The organism is Saccharopolyspora sp. ASAGF58, from assembly GCF_012277335.1.
Classification (GTDB): Bacteria; Actinomycetota; Actinomycetes; order Mycobacteriales; family Pseudonocardiaceae; genus Saccharopolyspora; species Saccharopolyspora hattusasensis.
In genome coordinates this window covers 6,009,446-6,028,473 of sequence record NZ_CP040605.1, presented here as the reverse complement: position 1 = coordinate 6,028,473, position 19,028 = coordinate 6,009,446, and the positions used below count along the sequence as shown (strand labels likewise).

Annotated in this window: 17 protein-coding genes and 3 pseudogenes; 10 read left to right on the top strand and 10 right to left on the bottom strand. The window is 66.0% G+C overall.

The genetic code is table 11. From position 1 onward, the window contains the following. Positions 1–83 precede the first annotated feature (83 nt). A pseudogene (locus FDZ84_RS39430) lies at positions 84–1,079 on the bottom strand (acyl-CoA dehydrogenase family protein). A 237-nt stretch (positions 1,080–1,316) separates the two neighbouring features. Beyond that, positions 1,317–2,837: a 3-hydroxyacyl-CoA dehydrogenase gene (locus tag FDZ84_RS28105; RefSeq protein ID WP_168588328.1), complete on the bottom strand. Its 1,521-nt coding sequence runs from the start codon at positions 2,835–2,837 to the stop codon at positions 1,317–1,319. A 193-nt stretch (positions 2,838–3,030) separates the two neighbouring features. Here FDZ84_RS28105 and FDZ84_RS28100 point away from each other — a divergent pair. From FDZ84_RS28100 to FDZ84_RS28080, 5 genes and pseudogenes are all read left to right on the top strand, one after another. Beyond that, positions 3,031–3,393, top strand: a pseudogene (locus tag FDZ84_RS28100) (acetyl-CoA C-acyltransferase); the annotation flags it as partial. 245 nt (positions 3,394–3,638) lie between these two features. After that, complete coding sequence (locus FDZ84_RS38100) at positions 3,639–3,977, top strand: hypothetical protein (RefSeq protein ID WP_210435156.1); 339 nt, start codon at positions 3,639–3,641, stop codon at positions 3,975–3,977. Between the two features lie 139 nt (positions 3,978–4,116). Next, positions 4,117–4,605 (top strand): hypothetical protein, encoded by a 489-nt coding sequence (locus tag FDZ84_RS28090; protein ID WP_168588327.1) that lies wholly within the window; start codon positions 4,117–4,119, stop codon positions 4,603–4,605. Next, positions 4,605–4,850 carry a hypothetical protein gene (locus FDZ84_RS28085; RefSeq protein ID WP_210435155.1) on the top strand — a complete coding sequence of 82 codons (246 nt, stop codon included), beginning with the start codon at positions 4,605–4,607 and terminating at the stop codon, positions 4,848–4,850. The genes FDZ84_RS28090 and FDZ84_RS28085 overlap by 1 nt, the downstream gene beginning before the upstream one ends. A gap of 397 nt (positions 4,851–5,247) precedes the next feature. Continuing rightward, a complete protein-coding gene (locus tag FDZ84_RS28080) occupies positions 5,248–6,825 on the top strand; it encodes an SDR family NAD(P)-dependent oxidoreductase (protein ID WP_246869241.1) in 1,578 nt (525 codons plus the stop codon). Between the two features lie 169 nt (positions 6,826–6,994). On the opposite strand, the gene FDZ84_RS28075 is transcribed toward FDZ84_RS28080, so the two are convergent. Continuing rightward, a protein-coding gene (locus tag FDZ84_RS28075; RefSeq protein ID WP_371812682.1) for an IS3 family transposase occupies positions 6,995–8,241 on the bottom strand; the annotation gives its coding sequence in 2 pieces (ribosomal slippage) (positions 6,995–7,935 and positions 7,935–8,241; 1,248 coding nt in all). Positions 8,242–10,010: 1,769 nt separating this feature from the next. Here FDZ84_RS28075 and FDZ84_RS28070 point away from each other — a divergent pair. Both FDZ84_RS28070 and FDZ84_RS41100 read left to right on the top strand, forming a co-directional pair. Continuing rightward, complete coding sequence (locus tag FDZ84_RS28070) at positions 10,011–10,487, top strand: reverse transcriptase N-terminal domain-containing protein (RefSeq protein ID WP_168588325.1); 477 nt, start codon at positions 10,011–10,013, stop codon at positions 10,485–10,487. Between the two features lie 12 nt (positions 10,488–10,499). Then, positions 10,500–11,324: pseudogene (locus tag FDZ84_RS41100) on the top strand (reverse transcriptase domain-containing protein); the annotation flags it as partial. 310 nt (positions 11,325–11,634) lie between these two features. Here the strand turns inward: FDZ84_RS41100 and FDZ84_RS41095 are convergent. Further along, positions 11,635–11,907 carry a DUF6444 domain-containing protein gene (locus FDZ84_RS41095; RefSeq protein WP_371812922.1) on the bottom strand — a complete coding sequence of 91 codons (273 nt, stop codon included), beginning with the start codon at positions 11,905–11,907 and terminating at the stop codon, positions 11,635–11,637. Between the two features lie 431 nt (positions 11,908–12,338). Between FDZ84_RS41095 and FDZ84_RS28060 the strand changes: the two genes are divergently transcribed. Next, on the top strand, positions 12,339–12,566 hold the full coding sequence (locus tag FDZ84_RS28060; protein WP_168588323.1) for a hypothetical protein: 228 nt from the start codon (positions 12,339–12,341) through the stop codon (positions 12,564–12,566). Beyond that, on the top strand, positions 12,509–12,958 hold the full coding sequence (locus FDZ84_RS28055; protein ID WP_168590402.1) for a transposase: 450 nt from the start codon (positions 12,509–12,511) through the stop codon (positions 12,956–12,958). Before FDZ84_RS28060 ends, FDZ84_RS28055 begins: the two co-directional genes overlap by 58 nt. Positions 12,959–13,050: 92 nt before the next feature. On the opposite strand, the gene FDZ84_RS28050 is transcribed toward FDZ84_RS28055, so the two are convergent. Genes FDZ84_RS28050 through FDZ84_RS40145 form a run of 3 tightly spaced genes read right to left on the bottom strand, consistent with a single transcriptional unit; the run spans position 13,051 to position 14,845 of the window. Then, positions 13,051–13,881 carry a mycofactocin-coupled SDR family oxidoreductase gene (locus tag FDZ84_RS28050; RefSeq protein ID WP_168588322.1) on the bottom strand — a complete coding sequence of 277 codons (831 nt, stop codon included), beginning with the start codon at positions 13,879–13,881 and terminating at the stop codon, positions 13,051–13,053. 26 nt (positions 13,882–13,907) lie between these two features. Next, the gene (locus FDZ84_RS28045; RefSeq protein ID WP_168588321.1) at positions 13,908–14,684 is read right to left on the bottom strand and encodes an SDR family NAD(P)-dependent oxidoreductase; all 777 of its coding nucleotides are present in this window, start codon (positions 14,682–14,684) and stop codon (positions 13,908–13,910) included. Further along, positions 14,675–14,845: an SDR family NAD(P)-dependent oxidoreductase gene (locus FDZ84_RS40145; RefSeq protein ID WP_168588320.1), complete on the bottom strand. Its 171-nt coding sequence runs from the start codon at positions 14,843–14,845 to the stop codon at positions 14,675–14,677. Before FDZ84_RS40145 ends, FDZ84_RS28045 begins: the two co-directional genes overlap by 10 nt. A 251-nt stretch (positions 14,846–15,096) precedes the next feature. On the opposite strand from FDZ84_RS40145, the gene FDZ84_RS28035 reads away from it, so the two are divergent. Beyond that, positions 15,097–16,317: an IS110 family transposase gene (locus tag FDZ84_RS28035; RefSeq protein WP_168588319.1), complete on the top strand. Its 1,221-nt coding sequence runs from the start codon at positions 15,097–15,099 to the stop codon at positions 16,315–16,317. 174 nt (positions 16,318–16,491) lie between these two features. Here the strand turns inward: FDZ84_RS28035 and FDZ84_RS28030 are convergent, their stop codons facing one another. From FDZ84_RS28030 to FDZ84_RS28025, 3 genes are read right to left on the bottom strand one after another with little or no spacing between them, the layout of a single operon-like run. Further along, the gene (locus tag FDZ84_RS28030) at positions 16,492–17,634 is read right to left on the bottom strand and encodes a thiolase family protein (RefSeq protein WP_168588318.1); all 1,143 of its coding nucleotides are present in this window, start codon (positions 17,632–17,634) and stop codon (positions 16,492–16,494) included. Between the two features lie 27 nt (positions 17,635–17,661). Then, positions 17,662–17,799 (bottom strand): hypothetical protein, encoded by a 138-nt coding sequence (locus FDZ84_RS38095; RefSeq protein WP_210435153.1) that lies wholly within the window; start codon positions 17,797–17,799, stop codon positions 17,662–17,664. 23 nt (positions 17,800–17,822) lie between these two features. Beyond that, a complete protein-coding gene (locus FDZ84_RS28025; RefSeq protein WP_210435152.1) occupies positions 17,823–18,989 on the bottom strand; it encodes an MFS transporter in 1,167 nt (388 codons plus the stop codon). Positions 18,990–19,028 lie beyond the last annotated feature (39 nt).

Genomic DNA, 19,028 nt, shown 5'->3' with positions numbered 1-19,028 from the left:
CCGGAACAGGGACTTGCCCCGGGGCGCATCGATTCAAGGGAAACCACCGCGGTGGTTTCCCTTGAAATCGCAACGAACCCGGATTACATGAGGGCGTCCACTCCCGTGAGGGCGCGGCCGATGATCAGCTTCTGGACCTGGCTGGTGCCCTCGTACAACGTCAGCACGCGCGCGTCCCGGACGTACTTGCCCACCGGATACTCGTCGATGAAGCCGTAGCCGCCGAAGACCTGCAGCGCGTTGTTGGATACCCGGACGGCGGTCTCACTGGCGTGCAGCTTCGCCATCGACGACGCGGTGGTCAGCTCCTGGCGGGAGACGCCGCGTTCGGCCAGCGACCCCGCGCGCAGGGTCAGCAGCCGGGCGGCTTCGACCTCGACGGCGGAGTCGGCGAGCAGTTCCTGCACCAACTGGCGCGCCGCGATCGGCTTGCCGAACTGCACGCGCTCCCCCGCGTAGCGGGTCGCCGCCGACAGCGCGGCCTGCGCCACGCCGACCGCGCCGGCCGCGACCGAGATCCGGCCCTTCGTCAGCGCGCCCAGTGCGATGCCCAGGCCCTTGCCGACCTCGCCGAGCCGCGCCGAATCAGGCACCCGGACCTCGTCCAGCACCAGCTCGGCGGTCGCCTGGCCGCGCAGGCCGAGCTTGCCGTGCACCGTGTTCGCGGTGAAACCGGGCGAGTCGGTGAGCACCAGGAACGCGGTGATGCCGCGGCCGCCCTCGTCGCGCGAACAGCAGCGCGACCTTGGCCCAGGTTCCGTTGGTGATGAACATCTTCTGGCCGGTGATCACCCAGTCTTCGCCATCTCGGTGGACGCGGGTGGTCAGCGCACCGAGGAGTCGCCGCGCCCGAGCTCCTCGATGACCAGCGCGTAGCTGACCATGTCGGCTTCGACGCCGCCGTACTCGTCCGGGAGCGTCAGGCCGAGGAAGCCGAGTTCGCCGAGCTTGCGCACGATCCCCAGGTCGGCCTCCTCACGGCGGTCCCATTCGCGCACGTGCGGCACGATCTCGGCGTTGACGAACTGCGCCGCCATCTCCCGGAAAGCGACCTGGGTATCGGTGAGTTCAAAGTCCACAGTGGTCCTCTTGCATCTCGCGCTTCGTGTTGTGCTGCCGCACGCCGGACTGGCGGTTCGAGGCGAACGGACCGCTCGTCCCATTAGGAGGAGCGAACCGTCAATTCATCTCGGTAGATGAGGTGAACAGGCTGTTCGCTCCAATAGCGTCGCGCCCTTCGTGGTTCGAGGCGAACGGACCATTCGTCTCGATAGGAGCGGACAGGCCGTGCTCTTCAGCCGCCGGGGAGCCGCGGGTCAGGCGAGCAGGTCTTTCGGCGTGGTGCCGGTTCGGGTGAGTTCGAGGCCGAGTTCGGCGCGTTCGACCAGCCAGCGGCTGGGCCGGTAGCGTGGGTCGCCGGTGGCCGAGTGGAGGCCGCGCAGCACGGTCAGCACGCGGCACGGGCCGATGTGCTGACCCCACTCCAGGGGGCCGCGCGGGTAGCCGAGCGCGAGACGCACCGCGGTGTCGATGTCGGCGGGCGTGGCGAGCCGCTGCTCAGCGATGAAGCAGCTGGTGTTCACGATCGACGCCAGCAGGCGCTGCGCGATCATGCCCGCCCCGTCACGGACGACTGTCACCGCCCGGCCGGTCGCGGCCAGCGCCGCCCAGGCCGAGCGCGCGAGTTCCGGATCGGTCGCCGGGTGCACGGTCAGCGTGAACCGCTTCTCCGTGCTGAGCGGATCCACCCCGCAGACCCGCGCCGGGGGCAGGTCGGCCGAAAGCGCAGCGGTCGCGGCGCTGTGGCCGTACGGCGCCAGGAGGATGACCGCCGCGTCGGAAGGCTCGTCGCCGCACTCCACCGGCACGCCCGCCGCTTCCAGCGCGTCGAGCAGCTCCGGGTTGTCCGACCAGATCGGGCGCGTCTCCGCCGGCGGCACCTGCGGCTCGGGCTGCTCCTGCTTCACCCCGTCGACGTAGGTGTAGAAGCCTTCGCCGACCTTGCGCCCGAGCAGCCCCGCTTCCAGGCGGGCGCGGGTGATCGGCGACGGCCTCAGCCTGGGGTCGCCGTAGTAGCCGGACCAGATGCTTTCCGTCGCCGGGTGCGTGACGTCCAGGGCAGTGAGGTCCATCAGCTCGAACGGGCCCATCCGCAGGCCCAGCACGTCGCGGCAGATCCGGTCGATCTCGGCGGGCGCGGCCAGGTCTTCGCCCAGGATCTGCAGGGCCTCGGTGATGAGTCCGCGACCTGCGTGGTTGACCAGGAAGCCCGGGGTGTCGGTGGCGCGCACCGGCTGGTGGCCCAGCCGCCGCACCAGCTCGACGAGCGCATCCGGGAGCCAGTCGGCGGTCCGGGCGCCGGGGATGACCTCGACCAGGCGCATCAGCGGGACCGGGTTGAAGAAGTGCAGCCCCACCAGCCGGCTCGGGTCGGCGAGCGCGGTGGCGATCGAGGTCACCGCCAGCGAGCTGGTGTTGGTGGCGAACACGGTGTTCGGCGGGCAGATCTTCTCCAGCTCGGCGAACAGCTCGCGCTTGGTCTGCAGATCCTCACGGACGGCCTCGATCACCAGGTCGCACTCTGCGGGCGCCAGCGAGTCGTCGACCGGCCGCAGCCGGTCCCGCGCCGCGGCGGCGTCCTCGATGGTCATCCGACCCTTGCCCGCGAGCTTGTCGAACATCTGCCCGACGTGGTCCACCGCGGCCGACACGGCCTCCGGGCGGGCGTCTGCGAGCTCCACGGTCAGCCCGGCGGCCGCTGCCAGTTGCGCGATGCCGCGTCCCATCACGCCGGTGCCGATCACCCGCACGGTGTTGACCCGCTGCGCCCACTGCATGGTCGACCTCCCAAGGTTTCTCCGACGCACCTTCGCACGACACGCCAATACCGTCCAATACCGATGGCATATCAGTGAGACGGTGTCTTACATAATCCCGCGTGTTTCCTCTGCTCGCGGCGCTGTGCTACGAACGAACCGGCGGCGGAGCGGCCGCCACCGGGACTCGAAGGAGCAAGCGATGCGCTAAGCGGTGATCTGCGAACCGCTGCGGACCCCGATCGGCCGGTTCGGCGGGGTGTTCAAGACCGTGCCGGTCGTCGAACTGGCCTCGACGATGATCAACGCCCTGGTGGAGCGCACCGGGCTGCCCGGTGGGGCGATCGACGAGGTGATCCTCGGCCAGTCCTACCCGAACTCCGACGCCCCGGCGATCGGCCGCGTCGCCGCGCTGGACGCGGGCCTGCCCGTCGAGGTCGGCGGCACCCAGGTGGACCGGCGTTGCGGATCCGGCCTGCAGTCCGTGCTGGACGCCGCGATCCAGGTGCAGACCGGCGTCAGCGACGTGGTGCTGGCCGGCGGCGCGGAAAGCATGAGCAGCGCGCCGTTCTCGGCCGTGGAAGCCGAGATCGCCGCGATTTTCCGGCCTCGCTGGGTCGGCGAGGTCCTCACCATCACCCTGACCGGCCACACCCCGGCCGAGTTCCGCTGGCGTGGCGCACCGACCAGAAAGCCCGCAAACGTCTGGAGAACCGGTTCTTCGGCAAGCGGATCCTGTTCACCAACCGTACTGAGTGGACCGTCGCAGAGGTGGTCGCCGCCTACCGGTCGCAATCTGAGGTCGAGTCCGGGTTCCGGCAGATGAAAGACCCGCACGTGGTGTCGTTTTCCCCGATGCACCACTGGACCGACTCCAAGATCCGGGTACATGTCTTCTACTGTGTGCTGGCCCTCGCTGTCACGCACCTGATGCGTCGCCAAGCAAAACACGCGGGCCTGCACCTGTCCGTGCGGGAACTGCTCGACGAACTCGGCGGCATCCAGGAAACCGTCCTGCTCTACCACGACGGCGGCAAAGGCCGCCCCCGCGCACAGCGCATGCTCACCGAGACAACCCCTACCCAGAAACAACTCGCCGAACGTTCGACATCCACCGCTACGCTCCCACCCGCTGACCAGGCCACCAGCCGCATTAGGTAATACGTCCACCTCACCCGGAAACCCATGCTGGCCAGCACAAACACCACTCAAGAACGGACTAGCGGGGAAACTCCGGCTAGGCCCGCCGAAGACCGAGGAGTCCGCCCGTACCATCTCCCTTCCGCCGTTTCTCATCGAGATGCTCCGAGCCCATCTCGACACCCACTCCCATTCCCATTCCCATGTATTCCTCACCAAGGACAACGAGCTTTTGCGCCGCAGCAACTTCTCCCGTCGCGCGACGCGCCCCGCTGCCGATGGGACCCTCCACAAGCCCTGCGCCCGGCACCATCTCCAGGCAATCGTGCCGGGCTTGGTCTTCCACAGCTTCCGCCACAGCCACAAAACCTGGCTCATCGCCGACGGCATTCCACAGGTCGCCCAAGCCCGCCGCCTCGGCCACGTCATCCCGGACAAGATCGAACACATCTACTCCCACGTAGCCCCCGAAATCGAAACCCGCCCTTCACCAAGGACTCCAACAGCGTTGGGCTACAGCGCTCACCGCATTGCTCGACCAGCAGAGCACCCGCAGCGCTACGACCACAACCGAGGCCATCGGGCTACGAACACTCCCTGCCATGACAGCAGCATGAACAACTTGACGTCGTTGCGGACGAGGCCCTAATGCTCGCGACGAACGAGTTGCTGTGGATGCTCGACATGACACCGAAGAGCCCGCAACGGCCCAAGCACCCTGCGGAAGTTCGAAGAGATCAACAACTCGCATCGGCCCCACCAGGCATCGCGAACGCCCGGCCACTGCACCTCTTGCCGGAGCCGATCGCCGATCCAACCCAGATCGCTCGTCTCGACATACGAGGACGCGAGCGTCTGGGCGGCATCCTCAACGAGTACCAACACGCAGCCTGACCTCGATGGATGACATTTCCGGCAAGCGCAACCTTCATCCGACCAGTTGCCGTTAGCCCACTACCGAGATAACCTGCCAACCGGTTGGTAGACACAAGATGAACCGGCCAGGCCGACCGCCCCGCGAGAGAGGTGCTCATGGACATTGGGGAAAGCGGGACGAAATCCACCGAAGATCCCGCCGGCGCCTGGACCGAGGAACGGCACGGACAGGTGGTCCTGGCCAGGTGGACGAGACCTCCGATGAACTACTTCACCGACGCTGGCCTCGCCAAGCTTTCAGCACTCCTGGACCGTTGGGAGACCGAGGGCCTCGGCGCGCTGGTGCTGGCGCGGAGTTCCCGGACGGTTCATCACTCATTTCGATGTCGACGAAGTCCTCAGCGGACAGCGTGTGATGGATCCGATAACCGCGCCTCGGCGCAGCGCGGTCGCACAGGCGCTGACGCTGCGGCTGCACACGCTTCCCTTTCCCGTGATCGCCGCCCTCAACGGCGACGCGATGGGCTGGGGGTTCGAGCTGGCGTTGGCCGCCGACGCGCACATCGGCGAACGCGGCGACCATCCCTACGGGCTCGTGGAGGTACGCCTCGGCATCGTGCCGGGTGCGCGTGGGCTTACCCGCATGGCCCGTCTCGCCGGGTCGGGACGGGCGCTGTTGCACGGCCTGTCCGCGCGACCGGTCCATCCCGGGGAGGCCTACGAGCAGGGGCTGATCGAAGAACTCGCCGACGACGCCGTCGCCACCGCCATGGCTCACGCGCAGCGCATCGCGACCATGCCCCGCACGGCGGTGGCGATGGCCAAGAGAATCGTGCGCCGAGGTTCGGAGTTGCCCCTGCGAGCCGCACTCGAGCAGGAAGCGGAGTGCGCTTTCCGCGCGAAGCTCGTGCCGACTCGTCACCTGCTCTTGCAGCGTACCTACGAGTCCCACCGGCTACCAGAAGGAGTTGGCTGGAAGCCGAACCACACGTCTCCTGAACGCATTTTCCGTCACCCGAAGCACATCATCGAGGAGTGCGCCATGACCGAACCCCAATCCTTCCAAGATCGCGTCGTCGTGATCAGCGGCGCGGGTCGCGGCCTGGGCCGAGAACACGCGCTCGCATTCGCCAGGCGAGGCGCCAATGTCGTGGTGAACGATCTCGGAGTCACCTCCGACGGGGACGGCAACGACGTTTCGGTCGCCCAGACGGTAGTCGACGAGATCGCCGCGCTCGGAGGGAAGGCAGTCGCCGACACGCACAGCGTCGCTGACCCGGAGGCTGCGGCCGCTGTGATCGACACTGCGGTGCGGGAGTTCGGCCGCGTCGACGTATTGGTCAACAACGCCGGCATCATTTCCTACGCCACCTTCGAAGACATGACGGACGAGAAATGGGACCGCATGCTCTCAGTCACCCTCTACGGCACCTACCACATGTCCAAAGCCGTCTGGCCGATCTTCAAACGTCAGGGTGGTGGCCGCATCGTGAACACCACCTCCAACGCCGGCTTCGCCGGTTCACCGCAGCTCAGCCATTACGGCAGTGCCAAGCTCGCTGTCGCAGCACTGACGAAGAACCTCGCACTGGAAGGGGCTGACGACGGGATCGTGGTGAATGCGATCGCGCCGATGGCCATCACTCGGATGAACCAGGAAGCGTTCTTCGGCGGAATCGAGGTGGAGCAGGACAGTTGGCAGGACGATCTGCGCAGTGGGCGCGTTCCGATGGGACCGGCCTCCATCGTGTCACCGACCGTGTTGTGGCTGAGCCATCCCGACACCGCGGTCACCGGCCAGGTTTTCAGCACGTCGTCGGGCAAGGTCGCACGGGTCGCATTCGTGGTCGGTGAAGGCTACTTCAACCCCGACCACACGATGGAGGACCTGCAACAGCACGCCGACCGGATCATGGACCTCGGTGCATTTCTCGATCCGCGCGACACCGGCGCCGAGCTGGCGGTGATCCCGCCGTTGTTCCAGAAGTCGTAGAGCATCAGCACGCGTGGTGGGGCAACCAGTCCCACCACGCACCTTCTCCACGGCCATCGCTACGCAAGGCAGGAGTAGCGGGTACCGCAGTTTCCACGCCCTGCCGCCATCCTCTGACGTACTGGACCGCCCCGGGTTTTGTGGAGACCTGATCATCTGTCTCGTGGGGCTATGCCGCTGTCGGGGGCTGCACGTGTCTGCGTTGCCAGAAGGCTTGCTCGAACTCCATCGGTGGCCTGTCGCCGCACCAGGAGTGCAACCGTTCATGATTATACCAGTAAACCCATTCCGCGGTCGCCAAGGTGACCTCGGCAGCGTTTTTCCATGGGCCGTTCCGGCCGATGAGTTCCTTTTTGTAGAGAGCGTTGACCGACTCTGCCAGCGCATTGTCGTAGGAATCGCCCGTACTGCCAACAGATCGTTCGATCCCGGCGTCGGCAAGCCGTTTCCCGTAACGGATCGAGGTGTATTGAACACCTCGATCGCTGTGATGCACCAATGCTTTACTGAGATGCTCTCTCCGGGACCACAATGCCATATCGAGCGCGTCTAGCGCAAGCTCGGTTCTCAGGTTGTCCGACACCTGCCAGCCCACGATCGCACGGGAAAACACATCCGTCACGAAAGCGGTATAGCAGAAATCGCCATCGAGAATGTCCACATAGGTCACATCGGTGACCCACAGCTGGTTCGGCGCCGGCGCCCTGAAATCTCGTTCCACCAGGTCACGCGGCCTGGTGTCCGCACTGCCGGGGATCGTCGTCCGCGGCCGGTGCCGTGTGGCCACGACCCCGGTCATGCCTTCGGCACGCATCAGTCTCTCAACCGTGCACCGCGCCACCTTCACCCCCTCGCGTAAGAGCTGTTTCCACACTTTCCGGGCTCCGTACATGCCTTTGCCCTGCTGTTCCCAGACCGCCCGGATCTCCGGGATCAGTTCCTCATCCCGCAACCGGCGATCCGACGGCTGCTCCTGACGTTTCTTCGTCGCGTAATACGTCGAGACCGCAAACCCGATCACCTCACACACCGGGGCGACACCGAATTCGCCGCTGTAGGTATCGACGAACCCGGCTATCTCGGCGGTCGAGGGTCCAGTTCCCGTGCGAAAAAAGCAGAGGCCGCTTTCAGGATCTCGTTCGCCCGGCGAAGCTCGCGGTTCTCCCGCTCCAATTCAGCGATCCGCGCGTCAGCCTCCGACATCGAGCCCGCCACCCGCTCGCCCGAGGGCCGCCGCCCCTGATCGTCCTGACGTAACCAGTACCGCAACGCCTCCGGATTGACCCCCAACTGCTGGGCCACCCGCGCGATCGCCCCACGCCCCGGACCCAGCTCCCGCTCCAGATCACGCACCATCCCCACCGCGCGCTCCTTCAACTCCACCGGGTACTTCCTCGCTGCTGCCATGCCGTTCATCCTTTCCAGAACCAACGGCCTCCAACAAACCCGGGGTGGTCCATACGGCCGGAAAAGCCTAAGCCTGGATCCATTGTTGATCTTGGGTAACGGTTCGGCGCTGAGAGGGCGGATGCCCTTCTGGCCTGGGATGATTGATCTTGTCTAGGGATCGATCAACAGGAGTTGGAAGGGCATCTCGTAGGTGAGATCTTCTCATAGTGCCGCGCGGGTGAGTGCGGTGTTCGATGATGCGAATCTGGTGGCGTCGGCGGGGCTGGTTCCGGTGATGCGGTTGGCCGAACGTGCGGGGGTTGCATGAGGTGGTCTCCGAGCGTGTGCGGCTGCCGGGATCGGTGGGCGCGAACGCCGGTGTGAAGGTCGCTTCGATCGTGGCCGGGATGCTCACCGGCGCCGACAGTATTGATGATCTCGGAGTGATCCGGCATGGGGCGACGCCGAGGCTGTTCGGCGGGATCCGGGCACCGTCCACTGTGGGCACGTTTCTGGTGCGCCACGAGGCGCTGTTGTTTTTTCGGATGGAGGTGAGAAACCGTCCATCTCCTCGCCGTCGTAGCGGTGGGGTGAAGCTGGAGGCAGCCCGATCCGGGGGTCGCCGGGGAGGGCAGGAGCAGCCTCGACAAAGTCGCGTCGGTTCAGCACTGCCGGATGGGCCGGGCGCGGTGAGCGAGACGGGAAGGTATACGCGAGAAACCGGTGTTGTTACGCCTCTTGAGAGCCCGCCAGCTCTAACCCGGTGGATTCGGGCTGGTTCGCGGTGCGCACCCGTTCCGCTTTTTTCGCGGGCGGGCAACTCCGGGCTGGATCTCAGAAGTCTGGGCCCGGAGGCCACGGTGAATTGTCTACGGCGTAGCCGATGGCGATGCCGCAGGGGTAGAGCCGGATGCCTAACCCGTCGACCGGACAACAGTGAACGTGGGAACCATCCGCGTACGTTCCCTGCCTTCCTCCCGTCCACGGAGGCTGGGGCGGGGATAGGTGCGACGCCGGCTGAAGGCGTGGATGGGACGGAGCCGTCGTAGTACTCCGAGCGCGGGAGAGCCGCGTACATGGGAAAGGGCGGCAGCGTGTCAGTCAAGGAAGGGAAGCAATGCCCGAAGACGCGCCGGTGAATACCAGCGCCGTGACGTGGCCGGATCCTGATTCGGCTTATTTCGCGGTACGGAGGATGCAGACCAAATTGCACCGCTGGCTGTGATCCGTTCTTCCGAAACCGCCGCTGGCGGGGGATGGAAGGGGCCAGGGCAGATTGTCCTGGTTACAACTGAATTGTCCGATGGCCGGTGCGATCCCGGCTCCTCATGGTGCATGGAGGAAAAGCGACGTCCTCATGGCTGCGACTGGTTATCAAGGCTGTGGAAGCAGGGATGTGACGGGGATAACCGGCGACCTCGACGTCCGGGACGCCTCTAGCAGGCCGCCTATGGTCAGGAGACGAACACACGCCCGAACTGTCGTTAGCAGCATCAGACCCACGCGAGGTAACGGGTCTGGCCCGCAAGGGCATGGTCCATCGGGGCGGATAGGTCCATCGGTGTCCGCCCGTGCATCCGCCATGGTGGCCCGGCAGACAGTGCGGACCTACGGGCAGCGTCAAACGGACGATTCGGAACGGAGTAACCCCGTGCAGGCTCTCACCGGGTTTGGTGAGTAGGCGACCAGGCCGCATGCCGGTATGGGGAGGGATTGCCCGAGAAGCGAACGCGTGGGGTAACGCCCACGATAGGCCGACGCGGGCACGGTCATGTGGAAGGAAAGGGGTGTGAGTAGTGGGGAGAAACGGAAACGACGGCCGTCCCGGTGACGGGCGGTCGATCGGAGACTGGGCATCGGTTCCCTGGCGGAAGCTGGAGACCACGGTGTACCGCCTGCAAAAGCGCATCTTCCGAGCCTCGTGTCGTGGCGACGTGGCGGTAGTTCGTAGTTTGCAACGCTTGTTGATGAAATCGGAAGCCGCTCGCTGTCTGGCGGTGCGCCGGGTGACGCAGGACAACCAGGGCAAGCACACGGCCGGGATCGACGGAGTGGCTTCCGTCCCGCCCGACCAGCGCTGGCTACTTGTGGATCGCCTGCGGCGTCCGGAGACGATCAAACCGAGACCCGTGCGTCGGGTCTGGATTCCCAAGCCCGGCAAGGCGGAGAAGCGCCCGCTGGGTATTCCCGTCATGCTGGATCGGGCACTTCAAGCACTGGCGAAGCTGGCGCTGGACCCCGAGTGGGAAGCCAGGTTTGAGCCGAACAGCTAGGGTTTCCGCCCGGCCCGTTCGGCGCATGATGCGATTGCGGCGATCTTCGATGCGACCTGTAAGAAGGACAAGTCCGTCCTGGATGCAGACATCGCCGGATGTTTCGACAACATCGCGCATGAACCACTCCTGGCCAAATTCGCCACGTTCCCCCAGTTGCGTCGTCTGATCAAGGGATGGCTCACCGCTGGGGTCATGGAGGGCAAGGCTCTGGAGGCTACCTGGCGGGGCAGCCCGCAAGGTGGGGTCATTTCACCGTTGCTGGCGTTGATCGCCCTGCACGGTCTGGAAACAGTGATCACCTCAGCGTTCGGCAGCCGAGACCGACCTCAGGTCGTGGTCTATGCCGACGACTTCGTGGTCCTGCATCCAACCCGTGCGGGGATCGAGAAGGCCCAGCACATCGCGGAGGAATGGTTAAGCGGGATCGGGTTGCGGCTGAAAGCGGCCAAGACCCGGATCACTCACACCCGGCTTGCCCTCGATGGGCCAGCCGGTTTCGAGTTTCTGGGTTTCCACATCCGTCGCTACGTGACCAAGGAACATCGGCCAGGTAGTGACGGGCGGAAACAGCCCGTGGTCAAGACGCTGATCAAGCCTAGTAAGGATGCCGTCAAGCGGCATCATCGAGCCATGCGGGACATCGTCCGAGCGCGGAAGACAGCGCCGCACGAGGCGCTGATCAGCGCGCTCAACCCGGTGATCCGGGGTTGGTCGATGTATTACCGCACGGTGGTCGCCAAGAAGGTCTTCGCCTCCTGTGACTACCGATTGTTCTCGACGTTGCTGCACTGGGCCGGCCGCCGTCACCCGAAGAAGAGCGCGGGATGGGTATTCGCGAAGTATTGGCGACGACGCGATCAAGGCCGTCTGGAGTTCGCCACTCTGGACGGTCCGCGGCTCGCTGTACATGCGGACATTCCCATCAAGCGCCATGTGAAGGTGCGCGGCCACGCCAGCCCTTATGACGGGAACCTGGTCTACTGGGCCAACAGGCTGCGCGACCACCCGCTGACGACGAGCAGGACGGCGATCCTGCTTCGCCGCCAAAAAGGGAAGTGCGCACACTGCCGACTGCTGTTCACCGATGCGGACACCACCACCATAAAACAGTTCGCCCCTCCCCAATGGAACGGGCTGACTGACCTCACGAGGATGCGTGCCCTGCATCAGCACTGCCGCGACAACACCAGCGACCCAGGGAATCGGTCCAGGCCAGGTTCGCCCCCGGAGTCCCGGGCTGCTTGCCCTTCCGCTTCGACGCGCCGCCGCGTTTCGCCTTCGCCGGAGGCGGTGTCCTGCCCGGGCCGTCGTCTTTGGACGGAGCAGATGACGAATTCTTGCTATTCCGGGACAGCACATGCTCCAGCTTCGCCAGTCTCTCGCCCAGCGTCTCGTTGACCTCCGCCAACCCGGCCATCTGCGTGGCCATCACTGTGATCTGCCGGTCTCGCACCGCGATCTGCTCGCCTAGCGCCGTGATCCGCGCGCCCTGCTCACCCACGAGCTCGATCAACTCGTCACGGGTCATCTCCTCGGGCACAGGCACCCCAGCATCACAGCAGTTCCGAACCAGAAGATCAGCCAGCGACACGCCGACACAGAAACCACACAGCCCCAGCAGTCACAGACCGCTACGCCAGCACCGCTGGCACTACGCACAGTGCACCGGCTGAATGTTTACACGTGGAGAGCCCGGTACTGAGAGATCAGTACGCCGGGTTCGGGAGGGGGTCTCCCGCTCTGCCCGGAGTTCAGGCGAACTGAGGGATTCTCAGCGGGAACCCAAGGGTGTTCGGGCTGTGTGGGGCGGTTGGACCCTTGGGTTCGTGCTCAACCCAAGGTGTCGTGGTGGGCGCTGTGCAGGAGATTACGGGCGGCGGCGCTGTATCGGATGGCGGTGGTCTCGTCGAGCCCGAACACGGCGGCCAGGTGGAGAGGGTCGGGGCCGTGGGTGAGGGCTTCGTCGAGTTGACGATCGACGCGCAGGGCTTCGAGGGTGGCGGCTCGGCGACGGAACGATCAAGGGGAGGAAGCGGCACATCGCCACCGATGTGTTGGGGCTCTTGCTTGTTGTGATCATCACTGCTGCGTCGGTGCAGGATTCCGCTGGCGGAAAACAAGTTCTGGATCATCTGGCTGATGAGCATCCAAGCGTGTCGAAGACGTGGGTAGATGGCGGCTACAACACGTCCGTCATATCTCATGGTGCACAACGAGATATCGAGGTCGATGTCGTCAAACGCCCTACTTCCAAGGGATTTCACGTGTTACCCCGTCGTTGGGTAGTGGAGCGCACCCTGGGCTGGCTGATGCAACACCGCCGACTCGTGCGCGACTATGAGGCCCTGCCCCGGCGTTCACGCACGATGACCCTCTGGGCGATGACTAACATAATGAGCCGCTCGCTGGCCGGAGAATCCACCCAAACCTGGCGAAACGATCCACGCAAAATGGGTATAATAGCCTAAATAGAGATCAAATGCCCTCTAAGGAAACCGGGTCGCCCAAGGGCTGCCCGGTTTCGCGGTATGCCGTGCGTGTCAACGCCTCCCCTGACCGGTCACTTGATGAGATGGCCAGCGTCGACCGGCAGGGCAACGCCGGTGACGTAGCGGCCCGATTCGGAGACCAGGTACAGCACTGCCTCGCTGATGTCCTCGGGCTCGACCACGCCGACCGGGAGGAGATTGCCCATCAGTTCTCCGAGACGAGGGTGCTTCTCCGCGTACTGCCCCATGACCGCGTTGGTGACCATGGGCGTGTTGACTCCGGTGGGGTGCACGCTGTTGACCCGTATCGAGTGCTGCGCGAGGTCGGCCGCCGTGCACCGCATGAGACCGACCATGCCGTGTTTGGCGACCGTGTACGAAGTCAGGCTCAGGTCGTTGTTGGCAGCGAACTTCAGCCCCTGCGTGGAGCAGGTGAATACGATCGCGCCACCGTTGCCCGCCTCCACCATTGCGGGCGCAGCCGCCTCCATAGTGTTCCACGCTCCGCCGATGTTGATGTCCAGCGTCGTCTGCCACACCTTCTGCCGATGGCCCGGGTCGGTGGGCTCCTCGACGGCGATGGCCAGGATTCCCGCGTTGGCCACGACGATGTCGAGCCGCCCGAACTGGGCGACACCGTCGGCCACGACCTCACGCAGCGCGGCCTGATCGCGCACGTCCACGACACGGCTCAGGGCCTTCCGTCCGCGCTTTTCCACCTCGCGCACGGTCACGTCGAGATCTTCGGGTGCGGGCATTGCATAGCTGACGCTCTCTACCGGGGCACAGATGTCGATCGCGATGATGTCCGCGCCCTCTTCCGCGAGCCTGATCGCGTGGCTGCGGCCTTGACCTCGGGCAGCACCCGTGATGAATGCGACTTTTCCTTCTACACGCCCCATGACGGCAGTTCCTTTCGAATTCGTTCTCATCGTGGTTCCCCAGCCGCCTGTTCCGTCACGGATGGCTCCGCGTTTCTCCGCCACGGTGTCCGCGGACCCAACGATCTAGACGTGGACAAGGAATGCGTCCATGTCCACCTCGTTGAAGTCGTGGTCCGCGTCACCACCCTGCACCGGGGCGCTGGCCGGTTCAGCAGAAACTGATCTGCTGACACCTCGGCTGCTGGCACGCAAGTCGCCACCAGTTCGTGGGCCTGGTATGCCGCGCCCAGGACATCCAGTACCGGGATCGGGCCAGCCGGGTCATATGGCCCAGACCGGAGGGTCACGGTGCCGGTTCCGCGCCACCTGGTCCGTCCGGAAGTCCCGTTCCAGCTCTGCCCGCCGCTGCGGGCTGACATCGGGGCGCTGGCGTAGAGCGGGGTCCACGCGGTCGGCGATATGGCGTTCACTGCGATGCCGACCTGGCCTCCCTCGACAGCCGCACCGTGCGGGTCGCCGAAGAACGCACCGCGCGAGACAGTGTTGACGATGCGCCCGTAGTTCTTCGCGGCGAGGTGCGGCCACGCGGCCCGGTTGACATGCCACGCGCCGCGCAGGTGGATGTCGACCATCCGCTCGAATTCGTCGTCCGGGTAGTCGGCGAAAGAGTGGAACTGCACCACCCCGGCGTTGTTGACCACGATGTCGAGGCGGCCGTACGTGTCGAGCGCAGTCTCCACGACGGCCTGGGCGCCGGAGGTCGTCCCGATGTCGGAGGTATCGGCGACCGCGAAGCCCCCGGCGCGGTTGATCACTTCCACGGTTTCCTCGGCGACGGGCGTTGCGCTTCGGTGCCGGGGCGGATCCGGTTCACCACGACTTTCGCGCCACGCTCGGCGAGCAGGCGGGCGTAGGCGTTCCCGAGCCCGCGTCCGGCGCCGGTGACGACCGCTACCTGGCCGTCAAGTCTCATCGGTTCCATGGGTCAGTGTCCTAATGAGTCGTGAGTCGGCCGTCCGGCAGACTCGGGTCTGGTAGCCGCCGGCAGGTGAGCACTTTGTTTTCCCGGACGTTTGAGTCCTGATGAAAGAGCGTGCCCCTGCGGTGGGCCGGGAGAGTTGATCGCTGATGGGATGTCGTGCCCACGGGTTTGTGGTGTGAGCACTGATTCATTAGGTCGCTGAGAGTTCTCCCGCGGGCTGCCGGTGGTGGTGATCGAGGACGGGAGAACAGGTGCTGTTCGTAGGAGACGACTGGGCGGAGTCGCATCACGACGTCGAGTTGATGGATGCGAAGGGCCGGCGGCTGGCGAAGGCCCGGCTGCCCGAAGGTGTGGCGGGCATGGCCCGACTGCACGCGATGATCGGTGAACAGCTTGGCCAGGATGCCGAGGATGTGGAGGTGATAGTCGGTATCGAGACCGACCGTGGTCCCTGGGTTCAGGCGTTGATCGCCGCCGGGTACACGGTGTTCGCGGTCAACCCGTTGTCGGTGGCCCGTTATCGGGAACGCCACGGGGTTTCCGGCGCGAAAAGTGATGCTGCCGACGCGCTCACGCTGGCCGACATGGTGTGCACCGACTCCTATCAGTTGCGGCCGGTGGCCGGTGATACCGATCAGGCCGAGGCGGTCAAGGTCGTCGCGCGAGCCCATAAGACCCTGATCTGGGAACGCACCCGCCATACCCAACGCCTGCGCCACGCCCTGCGGGACTACTTCCCCGCGGCGGTGGAGGCCTTCACCGACCTCGACGCCGGCGACACCCTGGAACTGCTGGGCAAAGCACCCGACCCGGACGCTGCCGCCCGGCTGTCTCTCAACCAGATCCGTGCGGCGCTGAAACGGGCCCGCGGCCGGGACGTCGACACCAAGGCCGCGGCGATCCAGGCTGTGCTGCGCGCGGACCACCTGGGCCAGCCCGCGGTGGTCACGGCGGCCTACGCGGCCACGACCCGGGCCGCTGTGGCGGTGCTGACCACCCTGCGCGAGCAGGTCAAAGAGTTGGAAAAGCAGGTGCAGGCGCATTTTGGCCGACACCCGGACGCTGAGATCATCCTGTCCCAGCCCGGTCTGGGACCGATCCTCGGTGCCCGGGTGCTCGCCGAGTTCGGGGACGACCCCGACCGCTTCGCCACCGCGAAGTGCCGCAAGAACTACGCCGCGACCAGCCCGATCACCCGCGCCTCCGGGAAGAAAAAGGCCGTGCTGGCCAGGTTCGTGCACAACGACCGGCTCATCGACGCGTTGATGACTCAGGCGTTCGCCGCGCTGAACGCCTCGCCCGGCGCCCGCGCCTACTACGACCAACTCCGAGCACGCGGCGCCGGGCACAACCCTGCCCTGCGCCAGCTCGCCAACCGCCTCGTGGGCATCCTGCACGGCTGCCTCAAAACCCGCACCCTCTACAACGAGACCACCGCGTGGTCGCACCGCGTCGAGAAGACTGCTGCTTGACATTCAAGCTCCTGGGATGTCTTTCAGACGGAGCCCGGCGCCCGGAGAACGCCGTGAGCGCCTCCGCCTTGTCGCGGCCCGTCGGTGTAGGTCTGGTCCGGCTCCTACCGGGTGGCCAGTGCGACTTCGAACGGCCACCGCGGCCGTTCGAGCGTGGCGAGCTGCCCCAAGCGGTCACAGCAGCTCGAAGATCGTCGCGTTGGCCTGACCACCTCCTTCGCACATGGTCTGCAGCCCATACCGGATGCCCTCCCGGCGCATGTGGTGCAGCAGCGTCGTGGCGATGCGCGCCCCGGAGCCGCCCAGCGGATGGCCGAGGGCGATGGCGCCACCGCAAGGATTGACGAGCTTGTCGTCAGCACCGGTTTCGGCGAGCCACGCCATCGGCACCGAGGCAAAGGCCTCGTTGACCTCGAACGCTCCGATGTCGGTGACTCCCAGGCCGGACCGCCGCAGAGCCTTCTCCGTCGCCGGGATCGGACCGGTCAGCATGATGACCGGGTCCGAACCCGCCAACACCGCTGTGTGGACCCGGGCGAGCGGGCGCAGACCCAGCTCCTTTGCCTTCTCCGACGTCGTCATCAACAAGGCGGCGGCGCCATCGGAGATCTGTGAAGCGTTGCCCGCGGTGATCACACCGTCCGGGCGGAAGGCCGGCTTCAGCTCTGCGAGCTTCTCGACAGTGCCGCCCCGGCGGATCCCCTGATCCTGGGCAAAGAGCGTGCTGTCGGCGCGGATCGGGGCGATCTCGTCGATGAACAACCCGCTGTCCTGCGCCGCGGCCGCACGCTCATGGCTGCGCAGCGCGAACTCGTCGAGCGCGGTGCGCGAGAAACCCCACCGCTGCGCGATCATCTCCGCACCGATCCCCTGGTTCGGCACCACACCGTCGAACCGGCGCGCGAAACGCGACCCGAGCGGGTCCATGCCGTTGGTGGAGGATCCCATCGGGATGCGGGTCATCGACTCGACGCCGCCGGCCACGGCGACGTCGTACTGGTCGGCGACGAGCCCGGCCGCCACCGAGTGGATCGACTGCTGCGACGAGCCGCACTGCCGGTCGACGGTGCAGCCGGGCACGGTCTCCGGCCAGCCAGCGGCGAGGACGGCGTTGCGGGCGATGTCGAAGGTCTGCTCACCGATCTGGGAGACGCAGCCCCAGACCACGTCTTCGACGAGGGCCGGATCGACTCCCGACCGGTCGGCCAGCGCCTCGAGGACGTGGGCCGAGAGGTCGACGGGATGAACCGGCGCCAGGGCGCTATTTCGCTTGGCGATGGCCGTCCGCACGGCCTCGACGATCACGGCGTCACGCACGTGGGTTCCCTTTCTGTCCGATGTGGTCTATTCGCCGGTCCGGCCCGGCCGCGGTCCGGCCGCGATCGCGGCCAGGGCGACGAGTCCGATCGCGGCGGCGGCCATGACGAAGAAGGCGGGAGCGAGTGCGCTGCCGGTCGCCTCGACCAGCCAGACACAGACCACCGGCGCCGTTCCTCCCGCGACGATCACGCCGATGTTCCAGCCCAGCGACATGCCGGTAAAACGAATGGCGCGCGGATACAGCTCCGGCGAGAGTGAGTACCCGGTGACCTGCAGGAACGATTGGCCATGATCACCAAGAACGCCAGGCCCGCTAGAGCGAGGTTGCCCTGCCCCATCAACCACATGCCCGCCCAGGTCACCACGAGATAGCCGGCCAGCCCGACAGCACCCAGCCGAGGCAGGCCCCACCGGTCGCCGAGCCTGCCGACCGGGATCATGAGCAGCGCGGTGATCACCACGACGGCCGTCGTCACCCAGTACACGCCGGTCTTGGGGTACCCGAGTCGCTGGATAAGGTGGATGCTGACGTAGGTCAGTCCGAAGTAGGCGGTGCCGTTGACCGCGGCCGACAACCCTGCATTCTTGAGGATCGGCAGCCACCCTAACCGCACGACGTCGAGCAGCGGGGTCCTCTTGTCCGTCTGCTCGACGGGATGCGCCTCGGAGGTGATCCGCCGCCGGATGGCGAAGCACACCAGCGTCAGCGGCAGGGCAAGCAGGAACGGGATCCGCCAGCCCCAATGGGCCATCTGCTCGGCAGTGGTGAGGGAGGACACCAACCCGGCCACGGCCGCCGCCACCCCGAAGCCGAGCGTCGCTCCTGCTGGGTTGAACGCGCCAAAGCGGCTCTTGACCCCATTCGGTGCGGCTTCCGAGACGAACGTGGCCGCACCAGCGACCTCCGCACCCACCGAAAACCCCTGGCCCAGCCGAAGCACGATCAGCAGCACCGTGGCGGCGACACCGATCGTCGCGTGGGTGGGTAGCAGGCCGAGCAGCGTGGTGGCGACGCCCATGCAGAGGATCGTGGCGACGAGCACCTTGCCGCGGTCGACCCGATCTCCGATGAGGCCGAACGCGATCCCTCCCAGTGGCCTGGCCACGTAAGCCGTGGCGAACACGACCAGGGCGAGCAGCAGGGAGACGACCGGATCTCCGTTCGGGAAGTACAGCGGTGCGATGAACACCGAAAGGTATCCGTACGAGCTGAAGTCGTATCCCTCGACGAAGGTGCCGACGCCGCCCGCGATGGCCGCGCGCCGCGCGCGGTGCAGGGTCTGTTCAGCCGGGGCACTGCTGGTACCGGCCGCGGTGCTACCGGGTTCGGAAACCGTGAATTCCGTGGACATGCCTGGTATTCGCCTCTCGCCTTTGAGATGGGCGGACGA